Here is a 21,099-nt window from a genome sequence, read left to right as displayed (position 1 = left end):
TTCCGTAGACTGTTGCAACAGCCTACGTACTATGGCTTCTGCTGACTCCTGCGGATTCAGCACAACTTCTCAGTTGTGGTTACGAAGTTACTTCGCTTTTTTTTTTTTTTTCCGCAGGTCTCCCCAGATAAGAACGTCATCTTTCTGCCCGCAACCACTGGAGTTTACATGAGTAGTCTTTGGCGACTTAGGATTTCGTCATGTTATGGTGACTCATCCGACTATCCCTGCCTCAAATCCAGTTCGTGTACCTTGGCTCGTGCATTTGCCTCCAGCTTCCTTCAGATTCCACCTCGCGATGGACACCCTTGCTCTTGGCTAACGGTAGGCGTTCGCCAGCCCCCGTTCGGGACTTTCACCCTAGAGATGACGCCCATGCTGGGCGTACATAATTAAAGAACCATCCGGTTACGGATGGTTCTTTTTCCTAGGCATCCCTTGATATGTAGCAAATAATCGTGGAGATCTAATAAAAAGTCCACCACAAATTCAGTATCTAACTCATACTTTTCTAACAAGATCAAGGCATAATTATGGGTACAGCTCAAGGTTATGTCAAACGGAGTGTGGGGTGTGGCCACAAATGCGAAAAAATTACAGAATTCATAAAGATCAATTTCAAGATATTAAGAACACCGAACAATTAATTGACCATCTGAAAAGAAGATATGAAGATTTTGAGTTAGTTCAAAAAATATCCAATGTAGGATATTGGGAGTATGACTTTCAAAAGGATGTTACTGCATGGTCTAAGGAACTATTTATTATACATGGAATAGAAGATGACTTTTCTATGAGCTTAGATCAATTTTATACACTTATACACCCTGATGACCGTACACGAACAATTGAAAGGTTCAACGTAGCTCTTGATGAAAAAGCTGGATACGAAATTGAATTTCGTATCGTCCACCCTAATGGGGAAATACGTAACGTGGTTCAAATTACAGAGTTTTTAGTTAATGAGCTTGATGAGTTAACCCGAATCATTGGTTTCGTTCAAGATACAACGGCCCATAAGAAGCTTCAGCTAAGCTTGGTAGAGGAAGAGCAATATTATAAATCCCTTTTTGATAATAATCCTGACTCGGTATTTTCGTTTGATCTTCAGGGGAATTTCATATCCTGTAACCCTGCTCTTCTAGAAACGTTTGGTTTTAGGGAAGACGAGATTTTGCATAAGAATTTTGATAATTTGGTGGAACCGGTTTCCAGAGAAAGGACTAATCTTTACTTCATGGAAACCATACGAACCCGCATTCCACAAAATTATGAAACGGCAGGTATACATAAAAATGGCTCCATGCTTGAATTTAATGTGACCAATATCCCAATCATCGTTAATAATGAATTAGTAGGGGTTTACGGAATAGCCAAAAATATTACAGCCCAAAAAGCGATGGAGCGTTCATTAATAGATGCAGAGACCAAATATCGAGGTTTGGTAGAGCAGTCTATTGTTGGCGTATTTATTGCCGTGGATGGAAGCTTCATCTATACGAATCCACATTTAAATAAAATGATGGGATATGATACGATAACAGGTCTCAAGGTACTGAGCCTTATACACCCTGAAGATCAACAAAGAGTGGTAGATGAAATATCATACTTAACTGAAGGGGAATCTATACAAAATTTTTGTCATAGAGGCATAAAGCGGGATGGATCCATCGTAATTATCGAGGTTCATTATAAGAAAGTTCTTCATCAAGGCAAGCTGGCGACAATCGGAACTGTTCTAGATGTAACGGAACGAAAGCAAGCAGAGGAATTAAATCATTTTCTAGCTTATCATGATTATTTAACGACGCTTCCTAATCGGAGGATGTTTGAGGAACAATTAGATCAACGCTTAAAAGGTAACCAGATCGCCAACAATAAGGTTGTTGTCATGTTAATCGATTTGGATCGGTTTAAATATGTAAATGATACGCTTGGACATTCGATTGGTGATGTATTATTAAGGCAGTTTGCCTGGAGAATGCAGGAATGTTTACTGGTAGATCAAACCGTTTACCGTCTTGGTGGCGATGAATTTTGCATCGTTTTATCCGAAGTGAGCCATCTTAATGAAATTAGTCGGCTTGCCGACAAGCTGACACAGCTGACAAAGGAAGATTTTGTAATAGAAGGATACGAGCTTCATGTCACGATAAGTATAGGTATCAGTATGTCGCCTGAGGATGGAAGTACAGTAGAGACTTTATTCAAAAATGCGGATACGGCCCTGTATGTGGCCAAGTCTCAAGGGAGAGACCAGATCCAATATTATTCCTCTTCTTTAAATATGCAATCCTTCAAACATTTTAATTTAAGCAACGATCTCCGAAAAGCGCTGGACAAAAAGGAGTTTTTCCTTCTGTACATGCCTCGCGTCGATACCCAAACTACGGAGATTGTTGGGGCAGAAGCTTTGATTAGATGGAAGCATCCTGAATGGGGCCTTATCTCTCCAGCTGAATTCATACCAATTGCGGAAGAAACGGGGCTCATTGTTCCAATAGGCGAATGGGTATTACGTGAAGCCTGCAAGCAAAATAAAATTTGGCAAGAACAAGGCTTCAAGCCCATTTCAACTTCGGTCAATTTTTCCGTTAAACAATTAATTAAGCCAAACATTTTGGAAACCATCGATAACATTATTGAAGAAACGGGAATAGCGACGGGGCAGTTGGAAATAGAAATTACAGAAAGTTCATTCATAAGTAATGAAATTGAAGTGACTCAGTTGCTGGCCGAATTGAAAAAAAGGAACATCAAGGTTTCCTTAGATGACTTTGGAACCGGTTACTCTTCTTTGTATTTATTGAAGCAGCTGACCTTGGATACACTGAAAATAGACAGAACCTTTGTTGAGGAAATCCTTACGGATTCAGTAAATCGGAGCATAATTCAATGCATTTTGACTTTAGCTAAAGAGCTGCATATGAACGTTGTGGCTGAGGGTGTAGAGACCGCTGAGCAATATGCTCTGTTGAAGGAGCTGCAATGCGATGAGATTCAAGGCTACTATTTCAGTCGCCCTCTTACTATTGAGGCATTTGCCGAGCTGTTGAGAGATAACAACATTACATGATGCAGTAATCGGCAAACAAATATTTGCGATACGTACAGCACAAACGTAATACATAGCGCAAAATTTCTAGATGGAGAAAAGAAGGATTCGATGGAGAGTCAATAAAAAAGCGGCAGTCTAGGACTATTTTCACGTCCATGGCTACCGCTGACCTAATCATAAGAGCAGTCTAAAACTTTATTTCACCACAACGAAGTACTTGTTTAACTAGTTGTACAGATAACGCTTAGATAACTCTTGAAATGCAATCCGGTGGAATTCTTTCTTTTCAAGCATCAATTTCCGAGCCATTTGCTTATACATTTGCTTATAATGAGGGTTCGGTGAGCTGCCCGCCGCCTGTTCCAAAGCAATTGCCATCATGGTTAGCTCCTGACCATCGAAAGTGTCTATCACATTTTTGTTTATCATTTTTTTCGCCAGCTCGCGGTTCATTCTGGACTGAAACCGACTTTCTGTCTTCTTTGACCATTGTACCAAAGCATTCACAATAATCAGTTTGTCGTTTAACGTTAACTTAATCTTGGCTTTTGTGCATCTCATTCTTAATTACACTCCTTTGTTCTCGATTGGCTGAATCAATAATCGAGAGTAGGAGCGACAGGAGGACGGAGCGGCGGAGCATGAGACCAACTTAAATAATGTCGGATCCGGCAATGCCATGACATTCGGCTACACGGTATCATAGGATCGGATTTATCAATCAGAACCGCTTTGAAATCACTTCCTGCATACGAAGATTTCGCGTTGCCATTTTTGGCACTAGCAGGTAAAGGCAACAGCGAGCCTACATTTGATGCAGATGGAGGCAGTGTAGGTTCTGATAACGGTATAGTCGGGAACGGTTCTCTTTCCGGATATTGACTTGTTTTTGCAGATATAAATTTATTTGACGAATTCACGATTGCCGTTTGGTGACCTTTTTCCTTGGATAAAAGCGGCGTAGGCTTCGGTATAGATTGAATTGCTGTGGTGTATGAACCTCCCGCAGTTTCTAAACGGCTCGCAACAGGGAATAAAGGGGGGGGCGAAGGTATTATTCCCAAAGGACTATCTTTCGGAGTCGGTGATTTATCCGGAGAGTCATTCCCAGGGGGCGAACTATCCAAGTACAACACCGACTGCACACCAACATCTTCCGCGAAGGGCTTCTGCGAATTCGTTACTGTTTCTGCGACTGGTTGCACAACCGCATTCGTTAGCTCTACTACCACATCAGCGATTCCAGCGATAGGCTTCAGCGTGTCAGTCACCGTTGTAGCGGCTGGCTGAACAAGCTTATCTGTTAGGTCCGATGCCGCATCCGTGACCGGTTTCAGCGTGTCAATCACCGTTTCTGCGACCGGCTGCACAACTTTATTTGTCAATTCCCCAGTCGCATCCGCGATAGGTTTCAGCGTATCAGTCAACGTCTTTGCGACCGGCTGCACAACTTTATTTGTCAATTCCCCAGTCGCATCCGTGACCGGCTTCAGCGTGTCAGTCACCGTTTCTGCGACCGGCTGCACAACTTTATCCGTCAGCTCCCCAGCCGCATCCGCGATAGGCTTCAGCGTGTCAGCCACCGTTTCTGCGACCGGCTGCACAACTTTATCCGTCAGCTCCCCAGCCGCATCCGTGACCGGCTTCAGCGTGTCGGTCACCGTTTCTGCGACCGGCTGCACAACTTTATCCGTCAGCTCCCCAGCCGCATCCGCGATAGGATTCAGGGTATCAGTTACTGTTTCTGCTATCGGTTGAATGATTTTATTCAATGACTCGATGCAACAAGCCAATGTTTCCTTAGCATGAGCTGAATGGATTCCCGCCAAAAAAGGAAATGTAAGCAAAATTAATGTAATGACGAGGCATTTCAAGAGCTTTCACCTCACTTTACAGTTAACGCTAACCTCATATGGAAACATTCGCCATTTAATTACAAATATCCTGTAAAATCCATTTAAATTGAGTCTTTCGATCTAGAAGTAGCACTTTTGTGCTATCAGTAAATATAGTATAGGTTTAAAGCTATTCGTTTAGTGGATTGTTATTCAGATTTTTCAACCCCAAATAATTATTGTCCATTAAAGTATGATAAGTTTTTAATCTTTTCATAATTTCAGAAATATGTTCTACTTCCTCGTTTGTTTCATCAATGTTACCGATTAAGAAAGTACGTACTCCCAAATCCATATACTTGCACAAATAATTCGAAACATCTGAATAACTCCCGACAATATATGGATCATCAACCTTATTTCCAGAGAGATATGCTCCCATCCAATAAACATCATCATATATTTCTTGCGATAATGCTAAGTTTGCCATCAGTTTTGTATTGTGAGATGAAGATTTCCCTCTTATCTTTGTAATCATTTTACCATGTCGATCTTGAATATATTTTGAATTTGCAATTTTCCATGCTTTTTCAGAACTATCCCTAGCAATAATGGAAATGCGTATAGCTAGGTTTAGTTCTTTTTTCTCGATTTTCGGTAGATATAATTGTTTGAATAATTCGATTGGATGTGGCCTTAATAATGCAGTATCTGCAACAGCATGTGCTAGCAGTATACTTTCATCTGAAGAACCCGGAATAAAAATTTCAGGCATTAAATGAGCAGGAACTGACGCTCGGACATCTAAATTTGAAAATTTATAATAATCTCCATGGAAATTAACTTCTTCATCTGACGTTAAGAGAGTTTGAACAACATTTATGTATTCACGGAGTCTAGCGTATTTTGTTTTCGGATCAATCGATTCATGCATTGCCTTTATTTCAGATTCATAAACCCCAGTAACGAAATTCAAACAAACTTTACGTTCATATAATGTCGCGATTGCTTTTACAATTTTGGCAGTGGTCACAGGCGGCATATAGTAGGGCTGGACTGCTACTATAGGTACTAAATGATCTGTATTATTTAATACTTTTGTTGTAAGGATCCAAGGATCAAATGAATGATTAAAAAAATATATTAACGATCCATAAAAATTATATTTCTCAGATAGTTTACTGATATTTTCTATATCTCCAAATTCGCCGGAAATCGTATGCCAACTTGGGATTTCTGAGAAAAACCTTAATTCGCCTGCCATCTGGATTCCCCTTCCTCCGAATTAAGCTCATTTGTGCGAAGAACGTCGCTCAACAAACCGGGTGTCGACTCTGATTTTGGATGTTATTTCTAGTCCTACTTCGATAGATTCAATAACTAAATCTACTGCTACTTGAGCCATTCGCTGCTTTTCAACATGGATAGTTGTTAACTCAGGTGAAATGATTTGTGATTCCGTAATGTTATCAAATCCAATAACGGAAACATCCCCAGGTATCCGTATACCAAGCTCAGTTAACGTCTTCATTGCACTAATAGCGATATAATCACATTCGCAAAAAAGAGCAGTTGGCAGTTTACGATCTGAATCTAAGTAAGATTTGATTTGTGCTTTCAGATCATCCTGCGATGAAAGCATTGTAGGTGCCACAGAAAAGAAGTGTTCAGGCTTGATCTTTATATCATATGCCTTCAGTGCTTCCTGAAAGCCTTCTTTTCGCTCCTCGAAGTTGTGGAGATGAACATTCGAAGCTATATATCCGATTTCACGATGCCCTAATTTGCATAAGTGAGCCCCCGCTTGATAAGCACCCATCCTATTATTGATCCCGACAAAATGAACAGGTAATGTATCAAAGCAGTTGTCAAGTACGACAAGACGAGGGCCTAACCGATTTGCAATATCCAATATATCGACTGAGGTTAGGTTAGTACCAAGTAGAATGACACCATCACTTTGATTTTCCTCAGAAAACACCCGAATTTCTTGTTCGAAGTAGGCCATATTGATGGTTGAAAAAAGTAAGGAGTAACCTTTGGCACGACATCGTTCTTCGATGAAATGAATCAGCTCTCGAAAGAAAGGTTGTTGGTAATAAGCTTCGAGGACGATCCCTGAATTCGTAAATACCAGAAATGTTAAGGATTTCACAGAGCCTTCATTGGCTGATAATCTCGGCTTGGGTGCATAACCGTTTTCTCGTGCGATTTCAAGAACGCGCTCTCGCGTTTCATTGCTAATTCCAGGTTTCCCGCTAAGTGCAAACGAAACAGCAGATTTGGACACGCCTGCTAGTTTGGCGATATCTTCCATTTTCATAATAATTAATCCCCATTCGCTAAAACTGTTTAGTTAGTTTAGTTTATAACAAATTTACTTATTGTACAATGGGAGTTAATAAGTACATCTAAAAATTATATAAAAATAAACTAAATTAAAGCTAAAATTGTAATTGACGCCTGAAAAACGCCGTGTTAGATTTGTTATACGTTATAAATAATTGATAATTAACTAAATAACTCAAAATTTGTTCAGTTAATTTAGTTGGATTTTACTAAACTTAAGCACTAAACAAAATGGAGGCATACAATTTGAAAAAGTTAAAAATTGGCTACGCACCTACAAGACGCTTTGTCTTTAGTGCAGAAGACGCTTTTAAGTACAAAGTACTTATTAAGGAAAAAATCCAAAGCTTTGGGCTCGATATCGACATCGTGGATCTTGAGGGAATTAATTCTGAAGGTCTTTTATACGACGATAAGATTAACGCTGACCTCATTATCGAGCGGTTTCGTCAGGAGAAGGTTGATGCTGTTTTCTTCCCGCATTGTAACTTCGGAACAGAGGATACGGTTGCACGTGTAGGTAAAGCGCTAGGAAAACCTGTGCTCTTGTGGGGCCCGCGTGATGAGGCGCCCCTCGAAGACGGGATGAGGCTTCGCGATACACAGTGTGGTCTATTTGCTACTGGCAAGGTTCTGAGACGTTTTAATGTGCCGTTTTCCTATGTAACGAATACTCGTGTGAACGACCCTGTGTTTGAAAGAGGGTTTTCGAATTGGATTTCAGCGGCTAATGTTGTTCGTCAGTTCCGCGCACTTCGCATTCTGCAAATTGGTCCAAGGCCATCTTCGTTCTGGACAATGATGTGCAACGAAGGCGAGTTGTTGGAACGGTTTGGCATTGAGCTTTATCCGATTACACTCGTAGATATTCAGCGAGCATCCAAGCGTATTGAGAACGGGAATTCCTCTGAATTAGCTCATGCTATCGATTACATGAAAGCCAAACTGGATTGGACGGAGGTGACGGAAGCGGACGTAAGGCGGATCGCGGCATTAAAAGTCGCGATGAAACAATATGCCTTGCAAACAGGCAGTACAGCGATTGCCATTCAATGTTGGTCTTCTTTACAAGAAGCTATGGGGATTATGCCTTGCTTAGCAAATGCCATTCTGACAGACGAACAAATTCCAGTGACCTGCGAGACAGACATACATGGAGCGATTACATCGGTCATGGTGCAAGCTGCTGCTATGAATCAAGCGCCAACTTTCTTTGCTGATTTGACAGTTCGGCACCCGGAGAATGCCAATGGTGAATTGCTCTTCCACTGTGGTAACTTCCCAGTATCACTTTCCGTGGAAGAGAAGCCTAAGCTTCGTAAGCACTTTTTGTTCGATGATCATGCTCCAGGAACGCATGAAGGAGAAATTAAAGGCGGCGGTATGACGCTGGCTAGGTTTGACGGAGATCATGGCGAGTATCAACTGTTTCTTGGGCGTGCTCAAGGTATTCAAGGGCCATATACACGAGGTTCCTATGTATGGGTAGAAGTAAATGATTGGCCGCTTTGGGAAGAAAAATTAGTCAAAGGACCTTATGTGCATCATTCGGTCGGGATTCATGCGAACGTGATCCCATCTCTATATGAGGCCTGTCAATATATTCCGGGGCTGACACCGGATCCTGTAGATCCAACAGAAAGTGAAATTCAAGCATGGCTGCGAGGCAAGGGCTTGTAAGAAGGAGGAAGCAAATATGGAAATCAAAGCACTGCAAGCCAAAGCAACACAAATAAGGATGGATTTACTGCAAATGATTGCGACTGCCAAAACAGGGCATACCGGTGGCTCACTTAGCAATACAGATATATTAACTGCCTTATATTATCGCATTATGAACATTGATCCTAAGAATCCAAAAGCGGAAGATAGGGATCGGTTTATTTTAAGCAAAGGGCATTCCGTAGAATCCCTTTGGTCCATACTTGCCGATCGAGGCTTTTTCCCAAGAGAAGACCTTGCCACATTCAGCCAATTTGGCACGAAGCTTATTGGTCACCCGAATAATAAAGTACCTGGTATCGAGATGAACACAGGTGCACTTGGCCATGGTTTGGCAGTCGGGGTAGGAATGGCTCTTGCTGCTAAACGTGATGGTGCGCCCTATCGGACATTTTGCCTAATGGGGGATGGTGAGCAAGCGGAAGGTTCGGTTTGGGAAGCAGCTATGGCAGGCGCTCATTATAAATTGGATAATTTAATTGCTATTATTGACCGGAATCGATTGCAAATTAGTGGGTCAACGGAAGAGGTAATGGGGCTGGACCCCCTTGAAGATAAATGGGCAGCATTCGGATGGCATGTTGTTTCGATTGATGGCAATGACATGAATGCTTTGGTTGAAACATTTGCAGCAGTTCCAGCAGTAACTGGTAAGCCTACACTAGTCATGGCGAATACAGTGAAAGGCAAGGGAGTATCCTTTGCGGAGAATGTCCCTCACTGGCATCATCATGTACCGAATGAGTTAGAATTAGGGAGAGCGCTAGCAGAGTTAACTACAGCTTTAGGAATGTTTGAACAGAAGGGGGAGGTACGTTAAATGAACACAATCCCTAACCGACAAGTCATTTGTGAAACACTGCTCGAGCTTGCTAAAGATGATCGTGACATTATGGTACTTGCTAGTGATTCAAGGGGATCAGCAGCCATGGCACCTTTCGCTAAAGCATACCCAGATCAATTCGTTGAGGTCGGTATAGCAGAGCAAAATATCGTGGGGATATCCGCAGGACTAGCTCACAGCGGTAAAAAGCCCTTCGTGACTTCACCAGCTTGCTTTCTGAGTATGAGAAGCATTGAGCAGATCAAAGTGGACGTAGCCTATTCGGGAACCAATGTAAAGCTGGTTGGTATTAGCGGTGGAGTTAGTTATGGCGCATTGGGAATGTCTCACCATTCTGTGCAGGATATTGCAGTTGCACGTGCCATCCCAGGATTATCGGTTATCTTGCCTGCTGACCGACATGAAACAAAACGTATGACAGAAGCGCTTGTAAATCATAATGGCGGCGTTTACATTCGCATAGGCCGTAATGCCGTCGAAGATGTGTATGAATCACACGATTACGAATTTATTATAGGAAAGTCCGTAAGGATGCGAGAAGGAACAGATATCACCATCATTGCCGCTGGAGAAACGGTTCGTGTAGCACTTGATGCGCATGAAGTGTTAAAGCAGGCTGGCGTGTCATGCAGAGTCATCAATATGCATACCATTAAACCCCTGGATGAACAAGCAATTATACAAGCTGCCAAAGAAACAGGACGTATTATCACTGTAGAGGAACATAGCGTTCTTGGCGGACTAGGTGCAGCCGTAGCTGAAGTTGTTGTTCAAAATCATCCGGTTGCCATGCGTATTATTGGCATTCCAGATGAACCTGCGATTGCTGGCAAAAGTTCCGAAGTATTCGAGCATTATGGAATTAGTAAAAGTAATCTTAAACAAATCGCGTTAGAAATGCTCGGTATACAGGAGTAAGTATGACGAATAAAACATATATGTTGGCTATTGACCAAAGTACATCTGGAACGAAGGCACTTATCATTGATCGTGAAGGTGCCATAATAACGCGTAGTACGGTTTCACATACAACATTCTATCCGCAACCTGGATGGGTTGAACAAGATCCGTTGGAGATTTATAACAATGTCAAACGCTCAGCACATGAAGCTATAAACTCCGCTGGGATTGGTTATGAGGAAATTGCCGCCATGACGATTACGAATCAGCGAGAAACAGCTGTCATTTGGGACTGTTTGACGGGTCTTCCCGTCTATCATGCCATTGTATGGCAGTGCCAACGGACAGCGGATCTATGTGCAGCATTTAAGACGGCAGGTGCGGAGGATGAGGTACGATCCAAAACCGGCTTAATGTTGGATCCCTACTTCTCAGCTGCCAAATGGCGATGGATTCTTGGGCATGTGGCGGGCATTCAGGAAAAGCTGGATGCCGGACATCTTCGGGCTGGAACCATGGACAGCTGGTTAATATGGAAGTTGACTGAAGGAAACGTGCATGCAACGGATTACACAAATGCAAGCCGGACATCCTTATTTAATATTCATACGCTAGAATGGGATGAAGAGCTTTGCAACCTATTCGCGGTTCCGATCACCTTGCTTCCTGAGGTTAAATCATCAGATGATATTTTCGGATACACAGAAGACCCTACTTTATTTGGCGAAAATCGTATCCCCATCACGGGCGTCATTGGAGACTCTCAAGCAGCCCTATTCGGTAATCAATGCTTCGATATTGGGATGGCTAAAGCGACCTATGGCACGGGGACATCCGTGTTAATGAATGTTGGTCATAGACCGGTTCAAGCTGAGAACGGATTGGTAAGTGCAATCGCTTGGGGGATAGAAGGGAAAATAACGTATGCCGTTGAGGCTGTTATTCGCACCTCAGGGGATAGCTTGTCATGGGTGCGCGATAATCTTGGTATATTCCGTACTTTCGACGAAATGGAGGCATTACTTCAAGAAGCGCCAGATAGTGAAGGCGTGTACTTAGTACCGGCCTTCGTGGGGCTCGGAGCACCTTATTGGGATTCTTACGCTAGGGCTTCAATTACTGGAATGAATCGAGGGACAACCAAAGCTCATATCATTCGGGCAGCGCTTGAGAGTATCGCTTATCAGGTCGATGATGCTGTTCATCTAATAGAGAGTGAAACAGGGGTTGAACTTCAAGAATTGCGTGCTGATGGTGGCGCATCTGAGAATGCAGGTTTGATGCAATTCCAATCCAATCTGCTTGGCAAAAAAGTTGTTACATCAGATGTTGCTGAATTATCGCCTATGGGTTCCGCGTATATCGGTGGTGTCGGCATCGGTTTTTGGCCCTCACTAAAGGAAGTAAAAACTGAGAAATCGATTAATCAGACCTATTCGCCCTTGATTGATCAGAAATTGCGGGATGTGTACAGGGCAGGATGGAATAGAGCTGTCCTTTCGGTATTGCGAAAGAATGAGTCTTGAGCATTGCAAATACGAATCTATTGATTGCGCTTACAACGATCTTAATAATGTTCGTTGATTTTTAAGTTTTTAGCACTATTCATCCCAAGTGCACATCTATACAATATAAGTATAATGTCCAATTGGAATTCAGGGATGGTCAGACATTGGATTAAGAGCCAATACCAGAATGACATCGCTTCAATCGGGCTGCTTGATGCAAAGGATGGCCGTTGAAATGAAGAATTTTAGGATTGTAAAGAAAATGGCACTTGGATACCTACTGCTCGTGATTTTGCCGATTATTGTGTTCGGTGCTTACTTGTACAATCAGTTTTATATGGATGTCACCTCAGAGTTTTCGGAAGGAAAGCAGAAGCTAATCATTCAAGCTGGGGATGGGTTCCGGTCGAGTCTGAACCAGGTGGAATCGATTCATGATCTGTTCATGAACAATCAGCAGTTGATCGATTATCTTAGTGGCTATAGTTCCTCTGAGCAACAATCTGTATACAATTATCTCAAAGACATTCGACCTCTATTTTTCTATGCGCAATCGCATCATAAAGAGATCTCGTCTATTAAGCTGTATAAAATAATGCATGAGGTCCACACGGTCACCGGTGAACTTGAGGACCTTAACGAAATGGATAAGAAGCCATTAGGAATGCTTGGCAATGTGAAAGCAGATAAAGGTGTCTGGCTGCGCAGTAGTGGAGACGACACCTCCGCACTTCCGAACCTGAGCTATTATCAACGCGTTTATAATAATAGTTATACGAAGCCGCTGGCTGTGCTAGAGATTATAACCAATGATTCGTTGCTGCGAAATTTCCTCAAAGCGGTCGATGTCAATCAGAACATGCAAGTAGTGATTGCGCAAGGCGGCGAAACCGTTTACCACAGCGGTGGGATCGGGCTGTATGACGAAGAGATGGCAAACTTGCTAGATATGGCCGAAAAAAGCAATCATGGTTACGCCTATTTGCGCAAGCAGAGGACGCTTGTGAACAAGTTGTCGATCCCAGAGCTGTCAACGACGTTCTACTTCTTCAGTCAGATGGATGAAGTATTCGTCGACATCCGGTCCAAGGTGCTCTTTCTCGCGCTTTCGCTATTGGGATCATTGGCTGTGCTGACGGGGATTTATTACGCGACGGCTTCCTCCCTTGTTAGCCGGATAATTGGTTTGGCAAAGCATATGAGAAATGTGGACGAGAACAAGCTGACCTCTTACGAGGTTGGAACATCGAATGATGAAATCGACTTTCTGACCCGATCCTACAATTCACTTGTTCATCGCATTGATGATCTTCTAAATACCGTTCATAAAGCCGAACTCATGAAGAAGGAGGCGGACTATCTTGTGCTGCAAGCACAGATCAAGCCTCATTTTCTTTACAATACACTTGAATCAATTCGTATGCTGGCAGAGATCAATAACGATCAAGAAGTGGTCGATGCGATATATACGTTTGGCAGGCTTCTTCGATACACGTTGAATTCGGGAGAAAACGAGACGTTTCTAACGCACGAAATCGATCATGTTCAGCATTATTTCGATATGCATAAGCTGCGCTTGTTGGATCGGCTGCGCTTCTCCATCCAGATACAAACCAATATCGATAATATTCGCTGTCCGCGGTTTATTTTGCAACCAATAGTGGAAAATTGCATCCACCATGGCATCGGGCGCATTCGCAAGGTTGGAGTGATTGATATCGTCGTTAGACGAGAAAACGCTGAGCTCCTAATCAGTGTCTCCGACAATGGGCCGGGCATCACGGAGGAACGTTTGGAATTGATTCGAGGCGTGCTTGGCAACGAGCTGGATCGACAGACTCTCCAGACCGAGAATTCTGGGCACGGTTTATACAATGTCAGTGAACGTATTCGTACGTTCTACGGCGGACAAACGTGTATGCTGATTGAAAGTCGCGAAGGCGAAGGTACGACATTTACCTTGAAGCTTTCAATACCTGAGGCATGACAATTGCTGAATTAGCTAGCTTATATGTTAGGAGGAAGTAGGATATGAATGATGTTGGAAAAGTAATTGCCGATTTGCCCGATTTTGAAAATTTAAACATTCTGCAGCGAAACGTAGAACGTCCCAGGGCCGCTTCAATCCCGTTCGCAAATTCACAAGAGGCCTTCGTGAACGATCGAACGGCCTCTCCATATTATCGATGTCTGAATGGGGAGTGGAAATTTTACTACGCGGAGAACCCGGTTGAAGCTCCGGAACGGTTTTATGAACAATCGTTTTCCTGCGAGGCGTGGGATACACTCTCGGTTCCGTCGAACTGGCAGTTACACGGCTATGGCGTGCCTTTATATAGCAGTAGCAAGTATCCGTTTCCGGTTGACCCGCCGTTCATTCCGAAGATGAATCCGACGGGCTGCTATACTCGGATGTTTACCATCCCTGACAGTTGGATCGACAGATCTGTCATTCTCGCATTCGACGGTGTGGATGCGGCTTTTCATTTGTGGGTGAACGGCGAGGAAGTGGGCTTCGGTCAAGGAAGCCATAATCGGATGGAATTTGATATTACCCCTTATCTCCGCTCTGGTGAGAACAAGCTAGCGATACGCGTTTATCAATGGTCGACAGGCAGCTATCTCGAGGATCAAGATAAATGGCGGATGAGCGGGATATTCCGGGATGTTTATCTGCTATCAGTTCCTAGCGTACATATGTTCGACATCCGCATTCGGACTCACTTAGACGAGACGTACCGGGAGGGTTTATTGGAGCTTGCCATTACTTTAACGAATCGATCTGAACTCTGGGGTGAAGCTTGCGGCATTCATGCGGTTCTGCTCGAATCGGCACATGAACTCGCAAGCGCAACGTTTGCTACCGATGCGCTCGCTCCACTTGCGGAAACTGTTGTCCATGCTGAGTTTCCAATAAGTGACCCTGAGCTGTGGTCAGCTGAGCAGCCTGCGCTCTATACGCTCCTGCTGACATTGACCAATGCGGAAGGTCAAGTAGTAGAAGTACATCGCTACACCGTTGGATTTAGGGATGTGAAAGTGGAGGCCGGACGACTACTCGTCAACGGCATGCCGATCATCCTTCGCGGAGTGAACCGTAATGAATTCGATCCAGATCTCGGTCATGTGACGACGATGGAGGCTATGGTTCGTGACATTACGCTGATGAAGCAACATAACATTAATACCGTTCGTTGCTCTCATTATCCGAATGACGAGCGCTGGCTCGATCTGTGCGATCAATATGGGTTATACGTTATTGATGAAGCGGATTTGGAGACGCATGGTTGTGTATTTCTCGGTGAGATTAGTCGTTGGATCAACAATCCTGACGAGAAGACGGCTTATGAAAGCCGATTGGCCGAAGATCCTGCGTGGAGGGAGGCGTTCTTAGATCGGATGGCTCGTCTAGTCGAGCGGGATAAGAACCATCCATCCATCATTGTCTGGTCCCTTGGAAATGAGTCTGGCTATGGCGACAACCACGATGCCATGGCTGCGTGGACGAGAGAGACGGATCCGACGCGTCCGATTCATTACGAACGGGCTAAGGATGCACCGATCGTCGACATCATCAGTTCCATGTATCCTTCCGTAGACATGCTGATCGCCGAAGGGGAGAAGGAGGAGTCGCGACCTTATCTGATGGTTGAATTCGGGCATGCGATGGGCAATGCGCTTGGCAATCAGAAGGAGTATTGGGACACCGTTTATCGATATCCCCGGCTTTGCGGTGGTTTAATTTGGGAGTGGACCGATCTCGCGATTCGCCGCCGTACAAGCGACGGAAGCCTCCAATACGCCTATGGCGGCGATTTCGGTGATGAGCCTCATAGCGGCAATTTCTGCATCGACGGATTGCTGTTCCCCGACCGCAGCCCTAAGCCTGCTTTACTTGAATTCAAGAAAGCGATCGAACCGGTCACTGTCACTCCGGTGCAAGCAGAGCAAGGCGTCTTACGGATAGGCAATCGGTACGACATGCTTTCGCTGAAGCATCTTGCTATCCATTGGCGTGTGTATCAGGACGGCATCCTGCTAGAGCAAGGGGAGCTTGCGTCGCTGGATATTCCCGCAGGAGGAGAGGAACTCGTCACGATTCCTTTCAGCACGCGCCCGACGGATCACAGCAGTGAATATTGGCTGCATGTCAGCTTCGTCCTGCGCAATTCCACGGATTGGGCGGAGGCAAGCCACGAAGTGGCATGGGCGGACGTGCCGCTGAACAATTCGGCTTGTTTGGAGTCTGCCGCCAATACACAGGTGTTGGCCAGATTGTCAGCTGCGGAATACGATCGTTTCTTTCGCATCGACGGCGATGTCTTCACGTTGACATTCGATAAGCTGAACGGAGAAATAACGGCTTGGGAGTATAATGGCGTATCATTGCTCACGCAAGGTCCTCGCATCAATTTGTGGCGGGCACCGATCGACAATGACGTACATTTGGCGAAGCAATGGCGTGAAGCAGGTTATCATGAACTTGACGCTTACGTTCGCAGAGTCGAGTTAAGGACGCAAGAGGACCAGTCCGTCATTCAGATCAAGACGGAATCCGTGCTCGGTGTCAAAGGTACCCGGCCTTTATTCCAAGTAGAGCAGATATATACGATTTACGGCAGCGGGGAAGTGAAGTTGGAGAACCGGCTTGAACCTTTGAAGGAAGGACTGCCGCCGCTTCCGAGAGTGGGTATTCAGTTCACGATGCCGAATCAATTTGAACGCTTCGCGTGGTTCGGTCTAGGTCCACACGAATGTTATGCCGACCGCAAAGAGAGCGGAAAGCTTGGCTTGTACGAAGGGACAGTCGATGAGCAATTCGTGCCCTATATCAAGCCGCAAGAGAGTGGAAGCAAGGCGGATGTGCGCTGGGCTTCGGTTAATGACGTCAACGGCGTTGGACTGCTTATTGCTGGAGCGGGGATGCCGCTAGGGCAAGTTAGTGCAAGCCGATATTCAACCAAGGATTTGAGCGAAGCCAAACATCATACGGATCTGAACCAACTGGGCGATGTGGAAATCAATGCCGATTGGAAACAATCAGGAATTGGCAATCATAGCTGCGGCTATGCCCCCACCTTGCCGTCCTATCTGCTTGCTCCGGAATCGACGGAATTTACGGTTCGACTGAAGCCATTTAAAGAGGCAGGTCATGCATAATGGATATTTCTAGTTGTTTGACACCGTACAAATGGAAGAAGCCTGTACTTGTCGGATCAGGTGCGAAAGGAGCATTTGACAGCCACGCCGTAGATTGCCCATTTGTGTTTGGGCATAATGACCGATTTTACATGATGTATGTCGGTTTTGATGGAACAGGATATCAGACTGCATTGGCTGCAAGCGACGATCTGCTGAATTGGCAGCATCTGTCGATCATATTGACCAGAGATGAAGAAGGTAACGGATGGGATTCTCGCAATATTGCAGGCACATGGATGTTACGTGACAATGATATCCAAGGTCCAGGCTATTTAAAGAAATGGAACGGCAAGTACTGGTTAGCTTATCATTCTTATCCAGGTGATGGTTACGAAGCGGGATCTGCCAAGATTGGTCTTGCATGGACAGAAGACGAGAGCCTAATGAACTGGCATCGCCTGGAGAATCCGATTCTGGTGCCGGAGGATGGCGGGGAATGGGAGAAAGGCGGGTTATATAAGGAATGTCTGTTGGAGCATGAAGGTACATTCTATTTGTTTTACAATGCGAAGGATAAAGATGAAGGCGCTTGGATTGAGCAGACTGGACTCGCGACTTCGAAGAATCTTGTAGATTGGACGCGCCATGCGCATAATCCGGTACTTCAAGTGACGCCTGACGCTTGGGACAGCGGTTTCGCTAGTGATCCTTGCGTGCTGCAGGACGGATCGCGCTGGACGATGTTTTATTTTGGATTTAATTATAAAGCGGCACAGGAAGGGATTGCGCTGTCGGATAATTTGCTGGACTGGCGCAAATATGACGAACCGATCATTCGAATTGGCGAAGGTCATGCGATCGATTCCGTGTTTGCTCATAAACCGTCGGTTATTACCCATAACGGGATCTTGTATCATTTCTATACTGCATGTAGGCGCCCGATGGAAGGTGATGCGACATGTAATATTTTCCCCGAATTCCGCACGATTGCAGTTGCGACGTCCTTGCCGCTCGCGATTGGTTCTCTGCGGACAGAAGGCAGGCCTAGTCCGATCGGTCTAGATGAAACGGCTCCCCGCTTGAGCTGGTCGTTCCTTGATCAATTGCCGCTGGCATTTCAGCAGAAGATATATCGGATTCAAGTTGCGACGAGCTATGCAGGGCTGATGAATGGCGATTCGGATGCATGGGACAGCGGAATGGTCAGCAGCAGTGATCATACGGCTATTCCTTATCATGGTACTGCGCTGCAGCCTAGGCAGAGGTATTATTGGAAGGTTAACATTGAAGATGAAGCGGGGACGCAGTATGACAGCGTAGTGGCCTGGTGGGAAATGGGGCAGCTGGACAGTCGAAGCTGGCAGGGAAAGTGGATTGCCAATCCGGAAGTGACCGTGGAATCAAAAGGAGCGTCCCGCTTTCGGCGTCACTTCAATATCGAGCATAAGGTTGCGCGCGCGAGGGTGTACATTAGCGGGCTTGGGCATTATGAATTACAGTTGAACGGTAAGAAAATCGGCGACCATGAGCTTGATCCTGGTTGGACGAATTATGACAGTACGGTACTGTACACGACTTATGATATAACATCGCAGCTTAAGTTGGGTGAGAATAGGGTTCAAATTGAGCTGGGGAACGGCTTCTACCATGTTCCTGGCGGGAAGTATGTCAAGTTTAAGGATTCTTTCGGTACCCCTACATGTCTAGCCGATATCGTCATTGAATATACCACCGGTGCTTGCGAGTGGATCAGTACGGACAGCAGCTGGCAAGCCAGTCATAGTCCACTGCTGTTCACCTGTATGTACGGCGGCGAAGAATACGATGCGACAAGAGAAGATGGGAACGCTGCTTCATGGTATCCTGCCGTTGAGATCGAGGGACCTTCAGGCAAACTTATTGCGCAATCAGCTCCGCCGGTTAAGGTGATGCGTACATTCGAGCCTAAGACCATTACCAATCCAAAGCCTGGTGTATATGTCGTGGATTTTGGCCAAAATTTCTCAGGATGGCCAAAGATTCGTGTCAGCGGGATTACGGGCTCGAAGGTTGTATTGACCTGTGCTGAGCTGCTGAAGGAAGATGGTTTGGTCAATCAGAAATGGACAGGGTCCCCAAGCGAGTTTTGCTATACACTAAGCGGCAACAGTATCGAGGAATGGCGTCCGAAGTTTACGTACACGGGCTTCCGTTATGTGATGATTGAAGGTGCAATTCCTGAAGTGTTCAGCTCCCAAGCAGAGTCTTCCTTACCGGTGTTGTATGACATTGAAGGGCAGATGCTGTACCCTGAGCTTGAAATCGCAGGAGGATTCAAGTGCTCAGATCCACTGCTGAATCGGATTCACGAAAATATCACAATGTCGATCCTTAGCAATTCGAAGAGCGTATTTACGGATTGCCCGCATCGAGAAAAACTCGGTTGGCTGGAGCAAGTTCATTTGATGGGACCTTCGATTATGTTCAACTACGATGTTGAATCGATGCTCAAGAAAGTGCTGCAGGACATCTCCGAAGCCCAATTACCTGATGGCATGGTGCCGACGACGGCGCCGGAGTATGTTAAGTTCGATGATACGCTTAAAATATTCAGAGATGCTACGGCATGGGGCGGAACATATATCCTAACCCCTTGGGAAGTGCTGCAGCGTTATGGTAATATCGATTTGATTCAGAAACACTATCAGGGTATGAAGCGGTATCTGACATATTTAACTGAAAAGTCGGAGGGGTACATCATCACCGAAGGGCTTGGCGATTGGTATGACATCGGTCCGGCAGGGCCTGGACACTCGCAAAATACGCCAATACCTTTCACAGAAACAGCGATCTATTATGGTATGTCCGTTGTCATGCAGAAAATAGCGACATTGCTGAACGAGCAAGCAGATGTGCACCAATACGAGCAGTTGACCGCATCCATCCAAACAGCATTTCAGGAGAAATACTGGGACGAACAGGCAATCAGCTACGCAACTGGCAGTGATACTGCGCTTTCCATGCCGATCGCGATTGGACTGGCTCCCGAGCAGCATCAAGCTGTGCTAATTGAGAAGCTAGTGCGGCAAATTTCAGAACGCGGCTATCAGACGACAGCTGGCGATGTAGGTTATCGGTATCTGCTGCTTGCACTCAGCCGGGCCGGCAGATCGGATGTCATTTACCGTATGTCGCAAGTTACGGAGAAGCCAAGCTACGGGTATCAAATCGCGCATGGAGCCACGACGCTTACCGAAGCGTGGGATGGACCGACAGTAGGCAAATCGCAAAATCACTTTATGCTGGGACATCTGGAGGAATGGCTGTTTACAAGTCTGGCAGGTATAGATTTCCGCTATGATACAGAAACGGATCGTTACAATATCATGATTAAGCCCTATATGCCGGGTGATATGAAATGGGCAGAAGCTTGGCAGAAGCTGCGTCCAGGGTATGCGAGAGTGCGCTGGGAGAGAGATGAGAAGGATGAGCTATCGATCAGCGTGACAATTCCGCCAAATGCCAAGGGGATCGTGTACGTGACGAAAGCTATCTGCGGGCAAGATGAGCAGGCGGTATTGCCGAGAGGTGTCAAAAAACTTCGAGACGAATCAGATTTTAGGAAATATGAGACGGAATCAGGTAGTTTTACATTTTCTCGTCAAGAAGTGACGATAGTCGTGTGATCACTATAAATGCGAAATTCCGCCTTGCTTGTCAGATATCGAATCGGTATTTGACAAGCAAGGCGGATTTTGCGTT

At 45.1% G+C, this 21,099-nt stretch carries 12 protein-coding genes; 8 read left to right on the top strand and 4 right to left on the bottom strand.

Annotated elements, in window-relative coordinates:
• Positions 1-583 precede the first annotated feature (583 nt).
• The gene (locus tag AC58PV_RS12300) at positions 584-3,076 is read left to right on the top strand and encodes a sensor domain-containing protein (protein ID WP_497432518.1); all 2,493 of its coding nucleotides are present in this window, start codon (positions 584-586) and stop codon (positions 3,074-3,076) included.
• A gap of 207 nt (positions 3,077-3,283) precedes the next feature.
• Here the strand turns inward: AC58PV_RS12300 and AC58PV_RS12295 are convergent, their stop codons facing one another.
• The 4 genes from AC58PV_RS12295 to AC58PV_RS12280 form a co-directional block, all read right to left on the bottom strand.
• The gene (locus AC58PV_RS12295) at positions 3,284-3,619 is read right to left on the bottom strand and encodes a hypothetical protein (protein WP_497432517.1); all 336 of its coding nucleotides are present in this window, start codon (positions 3,617-3,619) and stop codon (positions 3,284-3,286) included.
• A gap of 35 nt (positions 3,620-3,654) precedes the next feature.
• Positions 3,655-4,932: a hypothetical protein gene (locus tag AC58PV_RS12290; RefSeq protein ID WP_497432516.1), complete on the bottom strand. Its 1,278-nt coding sequence runs from the start codon at positions 4,930-4,932 to the stop codon at positions 3,655-3,657.
• Between the two features lie 151 nt (positions 4,933-5,083).
• Positions 5,084-6,157: an LLM class flavin-dependent oxidoreductase gene (locus tag AC58PV_RS12285; RefSeq protein WP_497432515.1), complete on the bottom strand. Its 1,074-nt coding sequence runs from the start codon at positions 6,155-6,157 to the stop codon at positions 5,084-5,086.
• Between the two features lie 27 nt (positions 6,158-6,184).
• The gene (locus AC58PV_RS12280; protein WP_497432514.1) at positions 6,185-7,216 is read right to left on the bottom strand and encodes a LacI family DNA-binding transcriptional regulator; all 1,032 of its coding nucleotides are present in this window, start codon (positions 7,214-7,216) and stop codon (positions 6,185-6,187) included.
• Positions 7,217-7,488: 272 nt separating this feature from the next.
• Between AC58PV_RS12280 and AC58PV_RS12275 the strand changes: the two genes are divergently transcribed.
• The 7 genes from AC58PV_RS12275 to AC58PV_RS12245 all read left to right on the top strand — a co-directional run bounded on the left by AC58PV_RS12275 (position 7,489) and on the right by AC58PV_RS12245 (position 21,023).
• Positions 7,489-8,922 (top strand): L-fucose/L-arabinose isomerase family protein, encoded by a 1,434-nt coding sequence (locus AC58PV_RS12275; protein ID WP_497432513.1) that lies wholly within the window; start codon positions 7,489-7,491, stop codon positions 8,920-8,922.
• A gap of 16 nt (positions 8,923-8,938) precedes the next feature.
• Complete coding sequence (locus tag AC58PV_RS12270; protein WP_497432512.1) at positions 8,939-9,784, top strand: transketolase; 846 nt, start codon at positions 8,939-8,941, stop codon at positions 9,782-9,784.
• The gene (locus AC58PV_RS12265) at positions 9,785-10,726 is read left to right on the top strand and encodes a transketolase family protein (RefSeq protein WP_497432511.1); all 942 of its coding nucleotides are present in this window, start codon (positions 9,785-9,787) and stop codon (positions 10,724-10,726) included. It begins immediately after the preceding gene.
• Positions 10,727-10,728: 2 nt separating this feature from the next.
• Complete coding sequence (gene glpK, locus AC58PV_RS12260; RefSeq protein WP_497432510.1) at positions 10,729-12,234, top strand: glycerol kinase GlpK; 1,506 nt, start codon at positions 10,729-10,731, stop codon at positions 12,232-12,234.
• A gap of 217 nt (positions 12,235-12,451) precedes the next feature.
• Positions 12,452-14,203 (top strand): sensor histidine kinase, encoded by a 1,752-nt coding sequence (locus AC58PV_RS12255; protein WP_497432509.1) that lies wholly within the window; start codon positions 12,452-12,454, stop codon positions 14,201-14,203.
• A 44-nt stretch (positions 14,204-14,247) separates the two neighbouring features.
• The gene (gene lacZ, locus AC58PV_RS12250) at positions 14,248-17,376 is read left to right on the top strand and encodes a beta-galactosidase, LacZ type (RefSeq protein ID WP_497432508.1); all 3,129 of its coding nucleotides are present in this window, start codon (positions 14,248-14,250) and stop codon (positions 17,374-17,376) included.
• Positions 17,376-21,023: a family 78 glycoside hydrolase catalytic domain gene (locus tag AC58PV_RS12245; RefSeq protein WP_497432507.1), complete on the top strand. Its 3,648-nt coding sequence runs from the start codon at positions 17,376-17,378 to the stop codon at positions 21,021-21,023. The genes lacZ and AC58PV_RS12245 overlap by 1 nt, the downstream gene beginning before the upstream one ends.
• Positions 21,024-21,099 lie beyond the last annotated feature (76 nt).

The organism is Paenibacillus sp. J22FR83 (assembly GCF_059691955.1).
The sequence above is the reverse complement of the archived record's forward strand: the minus strand, read 5'-3'. Positions and strand labels throughout refer to the sequence as shown.

Coding starts and splice junctions, on each gene's coding strand:
- AC58PV_RS12280 (WP_497432514.1), bottom strand. CDS start 7,216: ATGAAAATGGAAGATATCGCCAAACTAGCAGGCGTGTCCAAATCTGCT.
- AC58PV_RS12300 (WP_497432518.1), top strand. CDS start 584: ATGCGAAAAAATTACAGAATTCATAAAGATCAATTTCAAGATATTAAG.
- AC58PV_RS12265 (WP_497432511.1), top strand. CDS start 9,785: ATGAACACAATCCCTAACCGACAAGTCATTTGTGAAACACTGCTCGAG.
- glpK (WP_497432510.1), top strand. CDS start 10,729: ATGACGAATAAAACATATATGTTGGCTATTGACCAAAGTACATCTGGA.
- AC58PV_RS12295 (WP_497432517.1), bottom strand. CDS start 3,619: ATGAGATGCACAAAAGCCAAGATTAAGTTAACGTTAAACGACAAACTG.
- lacZ (WP_497432508.1), top strand. CDS start 14,248: ATGAATGATGTTGGAAAAGTAATTGCCGATTTGCCCGATTTTGAAAAT.
- AC58PV_RS12245 (WP_497432507.1), top strand. CDS start 17,376: ATGGATATTTCTAGTTGTTTGACACCGTACAAATGGAAGAAGCCTGTA.
- AC58PV_RS12285 (WP_497432515.1), bottom strand. CDS start 6,157: ATGGCAGGCGAATTAAGGTTTTTCTCAGAAATCCCAAGTTGGCATACG.
- AC58PV_RS12270 (WP_497432512.1), top strand. CDS start 8,939: ATGGAAATCAAAGCACTGCAAGCCAAAGCAACACAAATAAGGATGGAT.
- AC58PV_RS12255 (WP_497432509.1), top strand. CDS start 12,452: ATGAAGAATTTTAGGATTGTAAAGAAAATGGCACTTGGATACCTACTG.